We start from the raw sequence: 16,888 nt of genomic DNA on the forward strand, positions 1-16,888 counted from the left end.
ATCAGCCTGTAACACTTCGAACCTTAGGGTTTTCCGTCAGCGGGAAGCCCTAAGGCTGTGTATAACAAGCAATACTCATTCGATGCATACGATATAGGAAAAGGGGGACGCTGATATGTCCAAGCTGTGGGGCGGACGATTTACGAAAAAGACGGACCAACTGGTCGAAGAATATACGGCGTCGATCTTGTTCGACAAGGAGCTGGCCGAGGAGGACATCCAGGGCAGTCTGGCGCATGTGACCATGCTGGGCAAATGCGGCATCCTTCCGGCAGACGATGTGGAGAAAATCAAGGACGGCTTGCTGAAGGTGCAGAACGTCATTCGCCGGGGCGAAATGGAATTTTCCATTAGCGACGAAGACATTCACATGAACATCGAGAAGGCACTGATCGACGAGGTGGGCCCGGTTGGAGGCAAGCTGCACACCGGCCGCAGCCGCAACGATCAGGTAGCCACGGATATGCATTTGTGGCTTCGCAAGCGGGTCGTCGAATTTGTCGGTCTGCTGAACAAGGTGCAGGAGGCGCTGATCGGACAAGCGAAAGCCAATCTCGATACGATCGTGCCGGGCTACACGCATTTGCAGCGGGCGCAGCCGATTTTGTTCGCCCATCATCTCATGGCGTACGTATCGATGTTCCAGCGCGACATCGAGCGTCTGCAGGACAGCTACAAGCGCGTGAACGTGCTGCCGCTGGGCGCCGGGGCGCTGGCCGGGACGACGTTCCCGATCGACCGTCACTTCGTAGCGGAGCAGCTTGGCTTCGACGGCGTGTACGAGAATTCGCTCGACGCGGTGAGCGACCGAGACTTTATTCTGGAGTTCCTGTCGAACGCGGCGACCATTATGATGCACCTGTCGCGCCTCAGCGAGGAGTTCGTGCTGTGGTCCAGCACAGAGTTCCGGTTCATCGAGCTGGATGACGCCTTCTGTACCGGCAGCAGCATTATGCCGCAGAAGAAAAATCCCGATGTCGCCGAACTCGTGCGGGGCAAAACAGGCCGCGTCTACGGCAATCTGTTCGGCCTCCTGACCGTGCTGAAGTCGCTGCCGCTCGCCTACAACAAGGATATGCAGGAAGACAAAGAAGGCATGTTCGATACGGTCCGCACGCTGCAGGGCGCGCTGCAATTGTTCGCCCCGATGATCAGCACGATGAAGGTGAACAAGGACCGGATGCGCCAAGCCGTCAACCAGGACTTCTCCAATGCGACGGATATCGCTGATTACTTGGTGAACAAGGGAATGCCGTTCCGCCAAGCGCACGAAGTCATCGGCAAAACCGTACTTTACTGTATTCAAAATCAAAAGTATTTGCTCGACCTGAAGTTGGAGGAGTTCCACCAATTTTCCAAACAGTTCGATCAGGACATCTACGACGTGCTGCAGCCGGAAAGTGTCGTGAACGCCCGCAACGTTTACGGTGGCACCGCCGCGGCGCAGGTAAGTCAAGCGATCGAACGGGCGGAAGCCGTTCTGGCCGGCTCGTCGGCTTGGTTTGAGGAATTTTTCGCAAAAAGCAGGTAAGTAAGGTAAGTCCGAAACCCCCACCCACAGAAGGGCGGCTAGATCAGCCGCATGCCTTCAGACGGGCTGGGGGTTTCTCACGTCTGCGCACGGTCATCGGAAGGTCGGCCCGCGGACGCCGTCCTCGATCAGCGGCGCAGGCGACTCTCCGGGTGGAGGCGCCGTACGGTCAAGCGTTCCCGAGCCGCCGCCGGAAGCGATCACGGTCGGCTGGGCATGGTAGGTGTCACGCGATACTTTTTCCTGCGAGATGACGCCGCCGTTCTGCTTCTTATACCGGAACGTTTCGACGACATACCCGGGCTTTCCTTGCATGACGATTTCCTGTTTGCCGCTCGGCAGTGAAGGATTCAGCACGTACTTGACCGGCGGCGCCAACGTTTCGAGCGTTTTCGACTCGATTTCGTAAGTGATGTCCGGTGGCGTCTGGCCGAACAGCTTCACGGTGACGCTGCGCTCGTCCGAGGAAGTACGGATCAACAAATAATGGTCCGTCGAGTTGCGGAATTTGAAATTGATGTGGCCGGTGGCGAACGTGGCGTCCTGTCCTAGCGCGACATAGCTCACGGGGAGCGAATGATTCCGCCGCTCGACGACGGCCAGACCGGCCCGCAGGACGGCGTTGTACAGCGTCGACGACACCTGGCAGATGCCGCCGCCGATGCCGGGAACGAGCTTGCCGTTCACGATGACCGGCGCTTCTTTGAAGCCGAAGCGCTTCTCCGTCCGCTCGATGACCGGCGCATAATCGAACACTTCACCCGGCTTCAGCAGCACATCCTGTAAGGAAGCGGCCGTCGAACGGACGTTGTGTACGCGTCCTTCGATGCTGACGGCAGCTGGGGCCGGCGGCGATACGGTCGTGAACTCGCCGATTTTGCGTATAATGCCCTGCGCGCGCAGCGCTTGCTCCGTAATGGCCGGCTCTTGCGACAGCATCGGAACGTCCAGCGGGATGGCGGCAGGCACCTGCTGGCGGCTTTCCCCCGCGGATTCGGGCACTGCGGCCACGGCTCCCCAGTTCGGCAGCGCCGCTTGGAGCCGGCTGAGCAGCTTCGCTTCGTCGACCCGTTCCACATGGGCCTCGGGCACGTAGCTGATGGCATCGGTCGCATCGATCAGCCGCTTCGCATCGGTAGGCTTGCGGGCGTACACTTGCGGGAACGCTTCGCCCATCGCGGCCCGCAGCTTGTCTGCCGACAGCGCGGGCGTCAGCGCAAGCGAGGCTCCGCGAAGCCGCCAGCGGGCCGCCGCCCGCCGGTACGGCGGCCCTTCCCGAACGGGCTGAAGCTGCGCCAGCAGCTCCTGACCGTTGATCTCAAGCCCGAGCTGCCGGAGCGTCCGCTCGGCGCTGCCGACTCCCGGCACGGTCAGCCGGACCTTTTGCTCCAGCAGCGCCGACGTTTTCGAAGCAAGCTGATGCTCAAGCGCGGGCCAGGACAGGCCTCCGATCGGCCAACCCGCGACACGAACGCCTGCAGGAACCCTGGCGAGCGATCCGTAGGCGGTAACAGACAGGAAAATGGCCAGCATCAGTATCAGCGTGCCGATCCAGATCCAGTGAAAACGCAGATTCCATCGTGGCATGACGGGCTCTCCTTTTGTTCCTCGGTACACTCGTACCTCTCCATCTATATGCGGCCAAGCCCCGAAACTTTCCATTCGCCGTCATTCGTCAATCGTCCGCGTAAGGCCGCGCGGGCTGTACGATCCGGTCGAAGAAGAGCGAAGCGGCGAGCCTTACGGCCCTATGCTCTAACCCGAACCGGTGTTCCGAATATGAAGAAACTGTAGAAATTCACTGTCGGATAAAGGATTTTGCGCTTTTATGTCGAACTTGTAAAGGCTGGCATCAAGTCCGCTTCTCGAGGCGGTCTACAGACTCGCAAATTTTTCAGGATGTGATATCGTGATCGAAATGCAGGACGTTTGGAAAACGTATCCTGACGGCAGCCATGCCTTGAAAGGCATCAGCGTCAAGGTCGACCAAAGCGATTTCCTTTATGTCGTTGGCCCTTCCGGCGCCGGCAAATCGACCTTTATGAAATTGATTTACAGAGAAGAGCGACCGACCAAAGGCACGATATTCGTCAACGGCTTCAATCTGGAAAAGCTCAAACAGCGCAAAATTCCGTTTGTCCGGCGCAATATCGGGGTCATTTTCCAAGACTTCCGGCTGCTCCCGAAGCTTACCGTATATGAGAACGTCGCCTTCGCCATGGAAGTGATCGAGGCGCCGAAGAAGCTCATCAAGAAGCGCACGCTCGAAGTGCTGGAGCTTGTGCGGCTCAAGGACAAAATCAATTCCCTGCCGACCCAGCTTTCCGGGGGCGAGCAGCAGCGGGTCGCCATTGCCCGGGCGATCGTGAACAGCCCTTCCGTCATCGTCGCGGACGAGCCGACGGGGAATCTCGATCCCGACACGTCTTGGGGCATTATGAAGCTGATGGAAGAAATCAACTTCCGCGGCACGACCATCATTATGGCAACGCACAATAAAGAAATCGTCAACACGATGCGCAAGCGGGTACTGGCTATCGAATCGGGCAAGCTTGTCCGGGATGAGGTAAGGGGTGACTACGGCTATGAGGATTAACACGGCCGTGAGGCATCTTCGCGAAGGCGGTAAAAACGTCGTTCGAAACGGCTGGATGTCCTTTGCCTCCATTAGTGCGATTGCGATTTCTTTGTTTATTTTGGGTGTTTTTTTGCTTCTGACGCTGAATGTCAATTATTTGACCCAGCAGATCGAACAGCAGGTCGAGATCCGGGTGTATCTTGAGGTGAAGACGCCGGAGGATCAGGTAACTTCATTGCAAAACGAAATTACGGCCATCTCTAACGTTTCGAAGGTCAAGTTTGTTTCCAAAGAGGAAGGGCTTGAATACTTGCGCGGAAAGCTGGGAGACGGGAAGCAGCTGCTCGAAGGGTTCGAGGGCGAGAACAATCCGCTGAACGATTCCTTCACCGTCGAAGTGACCGAGCCTCGCGAGGTTGCGGCAGTCGCCAAGCAGATCGAGAGCTTGAACAACGGCAAGCCGACAAAGCCGATTTACCGGGTCAGCTACGGGCAAGGGACGGTAGAGACGATGTTCAAAGTGACGTCGATCGTCCGCAATGTCGGGCTGGTTATCGTAGCCGGTTTGGCGCTAACCGCCATGTTCCTGATTTCCAATACGATTAAAATTACGATCGTGGCGCGCCGCCGCGAGATTTCGATCATGAAGCTCGTGGGGGCGACCAACTCGTTTATCCGCTGGCCGTTCTTTATCGAAGGGGCGTTGCTCGGCATTATCGGTTCGGCAATTCCCGTCGGCCTGCTGCTGTACGGGTATTGGGAAATGATGCGGGCGATCCAGCTCGACCTGAACCTGCTGCTCGTTCAGCTGCTGCCCTTTGAAGCGATCAGCCTTAAGACGGCAGGGCTTCTGCTCGGCATCGGCATTCTGATCGGCATTTGGGGAAGCACGCTGTCGGTCCGCAAATTTTTGAAAGTTTAATAACCAACGATCAATCTCGGATGAATAGTCGGGGGAGGAACGGATATTGAAGAAGTCTTGGGTGCCTCTTGTGGTCACGGCCGGTTTGGTAGGGACGCTTATCGCTCCGCAATACGGCTTTGCGCTGTCGGAGTCGCAGCGGATTCAGCAGGAAATCAATGAGATTAAAAAAATGAAATCCGCAACGCAGCAAAAAGTGAACGAGACGGAGAAACAAATCAATCAGGTGCAGCAGGAAAAGCAGCAGACGTCGAACGATATTACCGCCATCCTCGGCCAAATTGACGCGACGAACAAGAAGCTCAACGTGCTGAACGACCAAGTGTCGAGCGTCACGACCTCTTTGAAGGAGAACGCTCAGCAACTGGAGGAAGCGGAAGCGAGAATCGTCTCCCGCGACCAGATGCTTAGATCCAGGCTGCGTCTGATGTATATGAACGGCGTCGTTTCCTACGCCGACGTGCTGCTCAGCTCCACCAGCTTCAGCGATTTCCTGGACCGGCTGCAGGCGCTTAAATCGATTGTCGGGCAGGACAAAGAAATTTTGGAAGCGAACAAGCGGGACAAGGCCGTGATCGCCGACAAGCGCGTGGTGATTGAAAAGCAGCTGGCGGAGGTAAAAACTTTATACGCCCAAGCGGCGGCCATCAAAGCCGATCTTGTCGTGAAGGAAAAAGAAAAGGAAGTCAAAATCGCAAGCCTTTCCCAAAAGGAAAAGGAATTGGAAGATATCAGCGAGGAAGTGCAGAAGCAGCTCGTTCAAGTCGCGAAGCAGGAAGCGGATAAACAGCGCGCGCTTCAGCAGGCTAAAGCGGCGGAGAACGCAAAGAAGACTAAGGCTTCTGCAACGCCTGGAACCCCTGCAACTCCTGCCTATACTTATGGTGGCGGCAAGTTTGGCTATCCGCTGCCGCGTGTCGTGCAGATGTCTTCGGACTTCGGCACCCGGACCGACCCGATTAACGGACGGAAATCAACGCACACCGGACTCGATCTGCCTTCCCCGAACGGAACGGACATTTTTGCGGCGGAGGACGGCGTCGTCATCGTCGCGTCCTGGTGGAGCGGGTACGGCAACTGCGTAGTCATCGATCACGGCAAAGGCGTGTGGACGCTGTACGGGCATATCCGCAACGATGGCATCGTTGTCGAGAAAGGGGATACCGTCAAGCGCGGCCAAAAGATTGCAGAAGTCGGTTCCACCGGCCGTTCGACCGGAAACCATCTGCATTTTGAAGTCCGCATCGACGGAGATCCGGTTGATCCGAAGCCGTATTTGAGATAATGCTGCTGTTCATATTTTTTCTTGGCTTGTCATAAACTAGAAAGACAAGTTAGTCAAGTAGCGGGAACAGCAAAGGCGGTGTGGGACTATAAAATGACATTTAAAGGACGTACCGTATTGGCGTTTGTCCTGTTGTCCATGTTTGCAAGCAGCATTATGACGCTGACGATCGTACATCCGTCGATTTTCGCCGCTGTCGGCTTGGAGGGCTCGGCATCCGCCGACGTGAAATCGGGGCTGACCAGCAAGGACTACAAAAAACTGGCAACGACATACCAATTGATCGAAGGCAAGTTTTTAAACGAGGTCGATCACGACAAGATCGTGAACGGCGCGGTCAACGGGATGCTGTCCACGCTCGAAGATCCGTTTACGGTGTATATGGATCAGAAGGAGGCGCAGCAGTTCGACGAGAACATTTCCTCGTCATTCCAAGGCATCGGCGCGGAGGTGACCTCCGAAGACGGCAAAGTGACCATCGTCTCTCCGATCAAAGGGTCGCCGGCTGAGAAGGCCGGACTGCACGCGCACGACATCATCGTCTCGATCAACGGAGAGAAGCTGGAAGGGCTGTCGCTCAACCAGGCGATTATGAAGATCCGCGGTCCCAAGGGCACGCAGGCCAAGATCGAAGTGCTGCGGGCCGGGGCGCCGGAGCCGATCCAGATGATCGTCGTCCGCGATGACATCGATGTCGAGACCGTATACAGCGAGATGCTGCCCGGACAGATCGGCAAGATCGAAATCCGGCAGTTCGCCAGTAACACCTCCAAACGGTTCAAGGAAGAACTGAAAGCGTTGGAGGACAAAGGGATGAAGGGACTCATCATCGACGTGCGCAACGATCCGGGCGGTCTGCTTACCGCGGTTGTGGAAATTGTCGAGCCGTTCATACCGAAAGGCAAAGGAATCGTCCAGATCGAGGACCGCAAAGGCAAGCGCGAGGAGACGGCGTCGCAGGGAACCGGCAAGCCGTACCCGGTGTCGGTGCTCATCAATAAGGGCAGCGCAAGCGCATCGGAGATACTGGCCGGCGCGATGCACGACTCCGCAGGCAGCCAACTGATCGGAGAGAATACGTTTGGCAAGGGCACGGTTCAGGTGACGTTCGAGAAAGAAATGGGCGACGGCAGCAACATCAAGATGACCGTTTACAAGTGGCTCACGCCGAACGGCACTTGGATTCACAAGAAAGGCATTGCGCCGACGATGCCCGTCGAGCAACCGGCTTACTTCAAAGTGGCGCCTCTGAGCAAAAAAGCGACGCTTAAACCGGATATGAACAACGAGGACGTCAAAAATCTGCAGATCATGCTGCAGGGCCTCGGCCTTGGTCCGGACCGGCAGGACGGCTACTTCAGCGAAAAAACTGCGCTGGCTGTTAAGGCGTTCCAGCGTTTGAACGGCTTGCCGATCACCGGCGAGGTGGATACCGAGACGGCGAACAAGCTAGAGAAGGCGATCTTGACCGAGATTCGCGATCCGAAGAACGACATGCAGCTTAAGGCGGCTGTCGAGTATATGCAAGGTGCCGTTAAGAAGTAACGGCTTCCGGGATTTAGGGAAATTCGGCCGAAGGCAGGAAAACGAAGCATTTGCGTCGAAATAACAACCTCTATCGGGGCCGCCCGACTTAACGGCCTTGATAGAGGTTTTCTTTTTAACTTATAAACATTGAAGTCTGGTGAATAACGAGCGGAGCAGCCGAAAGCGTTCTGTAGAAACGAAGTGTTCGCCTTTGTTTCCGGACTTCAACCTATAATAAGGTATAGATAATCCAGAAGTCCGGGAACAACAGCAAACGGAAGAACGCTTTGGCGGCGTAGCGGTTTGTTATTCACCGGACTTCAAAAAGGAGCCGGCCATGGACTTTGGTTTGGAACTGGCGTACCGGGGGCTCCGGGCGCTGTTGCAGCTGTTGACGCATCCTTTTTACTATGTAGGCATTTTATTCATCGTGCTGCAGTACCGCCGGCAGATTGCATTCGAGCGGAAGCTATTCGCGACCAAGCTGCATTCGCTGCTGTCAGAAACGTGGCGTACCGTGCTGTGGGGCTGGGTGGGCGGTCTTGCCGCTTCCGTCCTGATGGCGGGAATCGGTGCGTCCGTTCAGCCGGAGGCGGTTGTTCTGCTGTGGCTTATTTCTCTGCTGCTTATTTTCGCTCGGATGCGCTTTTTGTGCTGGGCTTATGCCGTCGGTGTCATCGGTGTGGTGCAGGCGGTCATGCGGGCATTTCCCGTCTTATACGATGGGGAGGCTGCGGCTTCCTGGAGTTGGGTGACGGGACCGCTGCTGTCGTTGAATATGCCGTCTATGCTGGTACTTGTGGCGGTTTTGCATCTGGCGGAAGCGCTGTTCGTACGCTTCCAAGGCACGCGGCTTGGCACGCCGATGTTTTACGAGAGCAAGCGGGGCAAAATTGTCGGCGGATATCAGTTGCAAGGCTACTGGCCGATGACGCTGTTTCTTCTGGTGCCGATGGCTGGGGGGACGGCACTGCCTTGGACGCCGCTGCTTGGCGGCGATTTGTGGCAGCACGGCTGGACGATCGTCGGCTTCCCCGTGATGATCGGCTTTACCGAGATGACAATGTCGCGGCTGCCTCAGGAGAAAGTGAAGCTGAGCTCGAACCTGCTGCTGCTCTATTCGGCAGCCCTGCTGCTGTTCGCCGCCGTTGCCGCCTGGTGGCCACCGTTTATGGCCGTGGCATCCGTGCTGTGCATCCTGATGCACGAAGCGATGATCGCCTACAGCAGGTGGGATGAAGCGAGGCGTAGTCCATTGTATGTACACGGGAGCCGCGGGCTGAAAATTTTGGGCATTCTGCCCGGCAGTCCGGCAGACGAACTTGGTCTTGCCGTCGGCGAGATCGTTCACAAAGTGAACGGGGTCCCGGTTCGTACGAAGCAGGATCTGCACCAAGCGATGCAGCAGAACTCGGCGTTCTGCAAGCTGGAAATTTTGAATTTGGCGGGCGAAAGCAAGTTTTTGAAGCGCGCAATTTTTTCGGGAGAGCACCATCAGCTAGGCATCGTGCTTGCGCCCGATCAAGAGGCGCTCCACTATGCGGAGGTAAGGCAGCGGCCGATCTGGGCGTACTTCAGCCGAAAGCCGGTCGGACTGCTCAACAATCGTTCGGGCTCCAAATCGGTATAAGCACAAAAACAAGCCGCTGGCGTGAGAGACATGATCACGCCAAGCGGCTTGTTTCAAATAAGTGTAAACTGCGGTAATAAGCCATGGAACGGGCTTTAATTGCCGGATGGTTGAAGAGCGGACGCGGGCTTCTCCCGCAGCACGACAATTTCGACCCGGCGGTTTTTGGCGCGGTTCTCTGCGCTGTTGTTTTCCGCTACAGGCCTCGTATCCGCGTAGGCCGTCGAAACGAGCTTTTTCGGATCGAGCTGTGTTTCATAAAGGAAATACCGCAGTACCGAAAGCGAACGAGCCTGCGACAGCCCCCAGTTGTCTTTGTAGAAGGAGCCTGTTACCAGCGGCAGGTCGTCCGTATGCCCTTCGATGCTGACCGTCGCGTCGAGCGTCGGGAATAAGCTTGCCAGCTTGGTTAAGACCGGAACCGCGGGCGGCTTCAGATCCGCTTTGCCGAGATCGAACAGGAACAGATCGTTCAGCGTGACGGCCACCCCTCGCGGCGTATTGGCTGCAGACACTTGGGATTGCAAATTGTTTTCTTCAATATAGACCTGCACTTTTTTGAGCAGATCTTCGAGCTGGCGTTCCTTTTTCTCCTGCTCTTCTCTTTCTTTCATTTCTCTGAGCTGCTGCTCGGTTTTCGTGCTGTCGTCTCCGCCCTTCGCCGGGTTGGCGGAACCGGAGATGCCCATGCCCTTCGGCATAATGGTATCGGCCTTCATGAATTCAAACTTCAGCGCTTGCGACAGTACCTCATATTTTTGCACGTCCACCTTGCTCATCGCATACATGATGACAAAAAAGATGAGCAGCAGCGTAATCAGGTCCGCATAGGTAACCATCCATCGCTCGTGGTTTTCGGGGGCTTCCTGCTTTTTATTCTTCCTCGCCACCGGCCTCACCTGCGCCTTCGACTTTTTTATGTTCCTGATGGAGGAACGAGTTCAGTTTCTTTTTGATAAGCTGCGGATTTTCCCCGGCTTGAAGCGCGAGGATGCCTTCCAGCATCAATTCCATCTCGGAAATTTGCTCTTTGCTGCGGATCTTGATTTTGTTTGCGATTGGCAGATAAAGAACGTTCGCGGACGATACGCCGTACAGCGTTGCAGTAAACGCAACCGCAATGGCCGGCCCCAGACTTCCCGGATCGGACAAGTTGCCGAGCACGTGGATCAAGCCCATAACGGTACCGATGATCCCCATCGTCGGAGCATAGGCGCCGGCAGAATCGAACATTTTGGCGTAGCCTTCGTGATGGTGCTCGATAGCGTCCATCTCCAGCTCCAGAATTTGCCGGGTCAGCTCCGGATCGGTGCCGTCGACGACCATCATGAGGCCGTCCCGCAGGAACGGGTTGCTGTGCTCTTGCGCACGCTGCTCCAAGGCAAGCACGCCTTCGCGTCTGGCGATCGTGGCCATGTCGACCAGCTCGTCGATGATCGCGGCGTGGTCGCGCTTCGGCTCTTTGAATGCCATTCCCAAAGCTTTGCCGATTTGCTTAAGCTGGGACATTGGGAAGCTGATCATGACCGCTCCGAATGTTCCGCCGAAAATAATGAGCATGGCACTGGGAACCACCAGCGCGGAAAGGTGACCGCCGTCCATCAGATAGCCGCCGATCAGACCGCCCAGGCCTACGATAATACCTATTAATGTAGTCAAGTCCACTGTCGTTCCACCCCTAGATTTCTAAAATTAATGTTGTGCTGCGTTCCTTTTTCTTTTTTCTGCGCAAGCAAAGCCTTGGAAAAACAGGAAATGGGATTCGTTTGCAACAGAAAGAGAAAAAGGGTATAATATATGGGAACAAATATTCCTATCAAAGGAAATCGTCGAACGGAGTCGAACGCGCGTCAACCGATGCTTAGTTATTTATCGGAATATGGTAGATAAAAGTTTAGAAGGAAAACAAAGTCTTTTTAATGAACGGGTGATCAGATGAGCAAAATGAACGAAGTCGTCTACAGCGACAAGAAATTCCAGCTCGTAGCGGAGTTTCAGCCGCAAGGGGATCAGCCGGCCGCAATCGAGCAGCTGGTGAACGGCGTGCGTGAAGGGAAAAGACATCAGACGCTGCTTGGCGCAACGGGAACGGGGAAGACGTTTACGGCGGCCCATGTGATCGCACAGCTGAACCGGCCGACGCTGCTGATTGCGCATAACAAGACGCTAGCCGCGCAGTTGTGCAGCGAGCTGCAGGAGTTTTTCCCGAACAACGCCGTTTCCTATTTCGTTAGCTATTACGATTACTATCAGCCGGAGGCGTACATTCCGTCGTCGGATACGTATATTGAGAAGGATTCCAGCATTAACGAAGAAATCGACAAGCTCCGGCACTCGGCGACCAGCTCGCTCTTCGAGCGCCGTGACGTCATTATCGTGGCGAGCGTATCGTGCATCTACGGCCTCGGTTCTCCGATGGAGTACCGGGATCTCGTGCTGTCGCTGCGGGTCGGCATGGAGCGTTCCCGCAACGACATTTTGCATCGGCTCATCGACATTCAGTATCAGCGCAACGATATGAACTTCGTACGGGGCACGTTCCGCGTGCGCGGCGACGTTATCGAGATTTTCCCGGCTTCACGCGGCGAGCAAGCGGTCCGTGTGGAGCTGTTTGGCGATGAAATCGAGCGGATCACAGAGATTAACGTGCTTACCGGCGAGATTGTCGGCGAACGCGATCATATCGCCATCTTCCCGGCGTCCCACTTCGTGACGCACGAGGAAACGATGAAGCGGGCACTCGTGAACATCGAGCGGGAGTTGGAGGAACGGCTTGAGCAGCTGCGCGGAGAGGGCAAGCTGCTGGAGGCGCAGCGGCTTGAGCAGCGGACGCGCTACGACATCGAGATGATGCAGGAGATGGGTTTCTGCTCCGGGATCGAGAACTATTCGGGGCCGCTGACGTTCCGCGAGCGCGGAGCGACGCCGTACACGCTGTTCGATTATTTCCCGGACGACATGCTCGTGATCGTGGATGAATCGCATGTGACGCTGCCACAGGTCCGCGCGATGTACAACGGCGACCGGGCGCGCAAGGAAGTGCTCGTCGATCACGGCTTCCGGCTGCCTTCGGCGCTGGATAACCGGCCGCTCCGTTTTGAGGAGTTCGAAGAGAAAGTGAACCAGATCATCTACGTTTCAGCAACGCCGGGACCATATGAGCTGGAGCATTGTCCGGAGATGGTGCAGCAGATCATTCGTCCAACCGGACTCGTGGATCCGGTGATCGAGGTTCGTCCGACTAAAGGTCAAATCGACGATCTGCTGGAAGAAATTCAAGACCGGATCAAGAAGGACGAACGGGTACTCGTCACGACGCTAACGAAGAAGATGGCCGAGGATTTGACCGATTACTTCAAGGAAATCGGCATCAAAGTCCGGTATTTGCATTCGGACATCAAGACGCTCGAGCGGATGCAGATTTTGCGCGACTTGCGGCTTGGCACGTTCCACGTTCTCGTCGGTATCAACCTGCTGCGGGAAGGGCTGGACTTGCCCGAGGTGTCGCTTGTGGCCATTCTCGACGCCGACAAGGAAGGCTTCCTGCGTGCGGAGCGCTCCTTGATCCAGACGATCGGGCGGGCGGCGCGCAATGCGAACGGGCATGTTATCATGTATGGGGATAAAGTGACCGATTCGATGGACAAGGCGATTCAGGAAACGAGCCGCCGCCGGACGATTCAGATCGCTTATAATGAGAAACACGGCATTACGCCGCAAACGATACAGAAGAAAGTGCGCGATGTAATTGAAGCCACCAAGGTGGCCGAGCAGAAGGCCGACTACCTGTCGGAAGTGAAGCAGGCGAAGATGTCCAAGAAAGACCGCATCTCGCTGATCGAACGGTTGGAGCAGGAAATGAAGGAAGCAGCCAAAAACCTGCAGTTTGAGCGTGCCGCGGAGCTCCGCGATGCCGTGCTCGAATTGAAGGCCGAGCTGTAGTCAAGGGAGGCTTTCGAAACGTGGCCAGAGACAACATTGTAATTAAAGGCGCCAGGGCGCACAACCTGAAAAATATCGACGTCGTCATTCCACGGGATAAATTTGTCGTCCTGACCGGCCTGAGCGGCTCCGGTAAGTCGTCCTTGGCGTTCGATACGATCTATGCCGAAGGGCAAAGAAGATATGTCGAGTCGCTGTCCGCTTATGCGCGGCAGTTTCTCGGCCAGATGGACAAACCGGACGTCGACTCGATCGACGGATTGTCTCCGGCCATCTCCATCGACCAGAAGACGACGAGCCGCAACCCGCGTTCCACCGTGGGTACGGTGACGGAAATTTACGACTATCTGCGTCTGCTATTCGCCCGGATCGGGCGTCCGCACTGTCCGGAGCATAAAATCGAGATTACCTCGCAAACCGTCGAGCAGATGGTCGACCGGATCATGGAGTATCCGGAACGTACCAAGCTGCAAATTTTGGCGCCGATCGTCTCGGGACGCAAAGGCGAGCATTCGAAGCTGCTGGCGGATATCCAGAAGCAAGGCTTCGTCCGCGTGCGCGTCAACGGCGAGCTGCGCGAGCTGTCGGAAACGATCGAGCTGGAAAAAAACAAAAAGCATACGATCGAAGTGGTCGTGGACCGGATTGTCGTGAAGGACGACGTCCAAACGCGTCTGGCTGATTCGCTGGAGACGGCTTTGAAGCTGGCTGAGGGGCGCGTCATCGTGGACGTGATCGATCAGGAAGAGCTGCTGTTCAGCCAAAATCTGGCTTGTCCCGAGTGCGGCTTCAGCATCGAAGAGCTGGCACCGCGGATGTTCTCGTTCAACAGCCCGTTCGGTGCATGTCCGGATTGCGACGGCTTAGGGCAAAAGATGATCGTCGACCCGGATCTGCTCGTTCCGAATCCGAAGCTTTCCATCGAAGAGGGAGCGTTCGAGGCATGGGCCGGCAGCACGTCGAACTACTATCCGCAGTTCCTTGCGGCGGTGTGCGAGCACTACGGTATCCCGAAAAATGTGCCTGTCAGCGAGCTGACGAAAGAGCAAATGCAAAAGCTGCTGAACGGTACCGGCGGGGAGAAGGTGCGCTTTCGCTACGAGAACGACTTCGGACATAAGAAGGAAGCGATGGTTCCTTTCGAAGGCATCGTGAACAATCTGGAGCGCCGTTACCGGGAGACGTTTTCCGACGGCATCCGTGAGCATATCGAGTCATACATGAGCGCCAAGCCTTGCGGCAAGTGCAAGGGCGCCCGCCTGAAGCCGGAAACGCTGGCGGTAACCGTAGGAGATAAAAATATCGCGCATGTCACCTCGCTGTCCATCGGGGAAGCGCAGCAATGGTTCGACTGGCTGAAGCTGACCGACCGTGAGACGCAGATCGCGCATCTGATCTTGAAGGAGATCAAAGAGCGTCTGGGCTTCCTCGTCAATGTCGGGCTCGACTATTTGACGATGCACCGCGCGGCGGGCACGCTTTCCGGCGGTGAGGCGCAGCGGATTCGTCTGGCGACACAAATCGGGTCGAGCCTGATGGGCGTTCTATACATCTTGGACGAGCCGAGTATCGGACTGCATCAGCGGGACAACGACCGGCTGATCCAGACGCTGGAGCACATGCGGAATCTGGGCAATACGCTGATTGTGGTTGAGCACGACGAAGATACGATGCTGGCTGCTGATTACATCATCGATATCGGACCGGGCGCGGGCATTCACGGCGGCCAGGTGATTGCCCAAGGTACACCTGAGGAGATTATGCAGGACGAGCAATCGTTGACCGGGCAATATCTCAGCGGCCGCAAGTTTATTCCTGTCCCTGCCGAGCGGCGGAAGCCGAACGGCAAATGGCTGGAAATCCGCGGGGCCAAAGAAAATAATCTGCGCGGCGTCAATGTGAAGATTCCTTTGGGAGTATTCGGCTGTGTAACTGGCGTGTCCGGCTCAGGCAAGAGTACGCTGATTAACGAACTTTTGTACAAAACGTTGGCGAAAGAGTTGAACGGCGCCAAGGTTCGCCCGGGCGAGTACAAGGAGTTCAAAGGACTGGAGCATGTCGACAAAGTGATCGACATCGATCAGTCGCCGATCGGGCGGACGCCCCGCTCGAACCCGGCTACGTACACCGGCGTATTTGACGATATTCGCGACGTCTTCTCGGCGACCAACGAAGCGAAGGTGCGCGGCTACAAGAAAGGCCGGTTCAGCTTTAACGTGAAGGGCGGACGCTGCGAGGCGTGCAAGGGAGACGGCATCATCAAGATCGAGATGCACTTCCTGCCGGACGTTTACGTGCCGTGTGAGGTATGCAAAGGCAAACGGTACAACCGTGAAACGTTGGAAGTGAAATATAAAGGCAAGAACATTTCCGAGGTATTGGAAATGACGATTGAGGATGCGTGCGAATTTTTCAAAAACATTCCGCGTATTCACCGGAAAATGCAGACGTTGATGGACGTCGGGCTTGGGTACATGAACCTGGGTCAGCCGGCGACAACACTCTCCGGGGGAGAAGCGCAGCGCGTGAAGCTCGCGGCCGAGCTCTATCGCCGTAGCACGGGCAAGACGATCTACATTCTGGACGAGCCGACGACCGGATTGCATATCCATGATATCGACCGGCTGCTTAAGGTGCTGCACCGCTTGGTCGAGAACGGCGATTCCGTCCTCGTCATCGAGCACAACCTCGATGTGATCAAGACGGCCGATTATATCATCGATCTTGGGCCGGAAGGCGGCAGCAGGGGCGGTACCATCGTTGCTTCCGGTACGCCGGAGGAAGTCGTGAAGGTAGATGGTTCATACACCGGCAAATACCTGAAGCCGATCCTGGAACGCGACAAAGTGCGCTCCGAGGATTACTATAAACGGCTGAAAGAGATGGAAGACGCGGCCGTTTAATCTTGAGGGTCACAAGAATAGAAAAAACGCTGCTCCAAGCTGGGAAGTGAACTGGCTTAGGAGCGGCGTTTTTTGCGGTAGCGAAATGGTTCGACAGCAAAAGCCGGCTAGCGGGCGGTCCCGTACCGCGGTTATCCTTGTAATACAGGATCAGCTGCTCCAGTGCCGGGCCGATCTAATCGCCTTTAGTGCGGCATTTCAGCGCTTGGTTCAATTGAGGGCCCCTGGCCCGAATGCCGCCCACGGTGATATCGAAGGCGTCGTCCATCCCATCCGGTGTTTTCACGATTGTGCCTTGCAGGCTAGACACTGAATCTCCCCATGACCGGAGTTATAAATGTTAGAAAAAATGGACATTTTATATTTGCGCGAAAGATTCGAGAAATCGCGGCTCATCAGGAAGAAATCGTTCACCCGATTGATCGACCAGCGCGGTCGTATCCATCAGCTAGATGTGAAACAAGCGCCTTGAGTGAAGTGCCCCACAAAGGAAGGCAGCGGCGAAGAAGTCATGCCCTGCCGCTTCCCGGGGTAAATGTTGACAAACTTGTTACACTTGGATAAATCGCT

At 56.0% G+C, this 16,888-nt stretch carries 12 protein-coding genes; 8 read left to right on the forward strand and 4 right to left on the reverse strand.

The window, feature by feature from the left end:
• The first annotated feature begins 115 nt into the window (after window positions 1–115).
• A complete protein-coding gene (gene argH, locus QMG93_RS30800) occupies window positions 116–1,531 on the forward strand; it encodes an argininosuccinate lyase (protein ID WP_253414042.1) in 1,416 nt (471 codons plus the stop codon).
• A gap of 93 nt (window positions 1,532–1,624) precedes the next feature.
• Here argH and QMG93_RS30805 read toward each other — a convergent pair whose 3' ends face one another.
• Window positions 1,625–3,118, reverse strand: coding sequence for a VanW family protein (locus QMG93_RS30805; RefSeq protein WP_281943374.1), 1,494 nt, complete (start codon window positions 3,116–3,118; stop codon window positions 1,625–1,627).
• Between the two features lie 322 nt (window positions 3,119–3,440).
• Between QMG93_RS30805 and ftsE the strand changes: the two genes are divergently transcribed.
• The 5 genes from ftsE (at window position 3,441) to QMG93_RS30830 (ending at window position 9,473) form a co-directional block, all read left to right on the forward strand.
• Complete coding sequence (gene ftsE, locus QMG93_RS30810) at window positions 3,441–4,127, forward strand: cell division ATP-binding protein FtsE (protein WP_108535262.1); 687 nt, start codon at window positions 3,441–3,443, stop codon at window positions 4,125–4,127.
• Window positions 4,117–5,031, forward strand: coding sequence for a permease-like cell division protein FtsX (gene ftsX / locus QMG93_RS30815; protein WP_281943378.1), 915 nt, complete (start codon window positions 4,117–4,119; stop codon window positions 5,029–5,031). The genes ftsE and ftsX overlap by 11 nt, the downstream gene beginning before the upstream one ends.
• Before the next feature lie 46 nt (window positions 5,032–5,077).
• Entirely contained in the window at window positions 5,078–6,316 is a 1,239-nt protein-coding gene (locus QMG93_RS30820) for a murein hydrolase activator EnvC family protein (protein ID WP_309299700.1), read from the forward strand.
• Between the two features lie 93 nt (window positions 6,317–6,409).
• The gene (locus tag QMG93_RS30825; protein WP_281943380.1) at window positions 6,410–7,861 is read left to right on the forward strand and encodes a S41 family peptidase; all 1,452 of its coding nucleotides are present in this window, start codon (window positions 6,410–6,412) and stop codon (window positions 7,859–7,861) included.
• A 319-nt stretch (window positions 7,862–8,180) separates the two neighbouring features.
• Entirely contained in the window at window positions 8,181–9,473 is a 1,293-nt protein-coding gene (locus QMG93_RS30830) for a PDZ domain-containing protein (protein WP_281943382.1), read from the forward strand.
• A 95-nt stretch (window positions 9,474–9,568) separates the two neighbouring features.
• Here the strand turns inward: QMG93_RS30830 and QMG93_RS30835 are convergent, their stop codons facing one another.
• Window positions 9,569–10,363, reverse strand: coding sequence for a flagellar motor protein MotB (locus tag QMG93_RS30835; RefSeq protein WP_163852974.1), 795 nt, complete (start codon window positions 10,361–10,363; stop codon window positions 9,569–9,571).
• Window positions 10,347–11,138: a flagellar motor protein gene (locus tag QMG93_RS30840; protein WP_281943385.1), complete on the reverse strand. Its 792-nt coding sequence runs from the start codon at window positions 11,136–11,138 to the stop codon at window positions 10,347–10,349. The genes QMG93_RS30835 and QMG93_RS30840 overlap by 17 nt, the downstream gene beginning before the upstream one ends.
• 279 nt (window positions 11,139–11,417) lie before the next feature.
• On the opposite strand from QMG93_RS30840, the gene uvrB reads away from it, so the two are divergent.
• Together uvrB and uvrA are read left to right on the forward strand one after the other, a co-directional pair.
• Window positions 11,418–13,415, forward strand: coding sequence for an excinuclease ABC subunit UvrB (gene uvrB, locus QMG93_RS30845; protein WP_281943441.1), 1,998 nt, complete (start codon window positions 11,418–11,420; stop codon window positions 13,413–13,415).
• A 20-nt stretch (window positions 13,416–13,435) separates the two neighbouring features.
• Window positions 13,436–16,318 carry an excinuclease ABC subunit UvrA gene (gene uvrA / locus QMG93_RS30850; protein WP_281943388.1) on the forward strand — a complete coding sequence of 961 codons (2,883 nt, stop codon included), beginning with the start codon at window positions 13,436–13,438 and terminating at the stop codon, window positions 16,316–16,318.
• Window positions 16,319–16,493: 175 nt separating this feature from the next.
• On the opposite strand, the gene QMG93_RS30855 is transcribed toward uvrA, so the two are convergent.
• On the reverse strand, window positions 16,494–16,628 hold the full coding sequence (locus tag QMG93_RS30855; RefSeq protein ID WP_281943444.1) for a hypothetical protein: 135 nt from the start codon (window positions 16,626–16,628) through the stop codon (window positions 16,494–16,496).
• Window positions 16,629–16,888: the final 260 nt, after the last annotated feature.

The organism is Paenibacillus tyrphae, from assembly GCF_027925525.1.
GTDB lineage: Bacteria > Bacillota > Bacilli > Paenibacillales > NBRC-103111 > Paenibacillus_G > Paenibacillus_G tyrfis_B.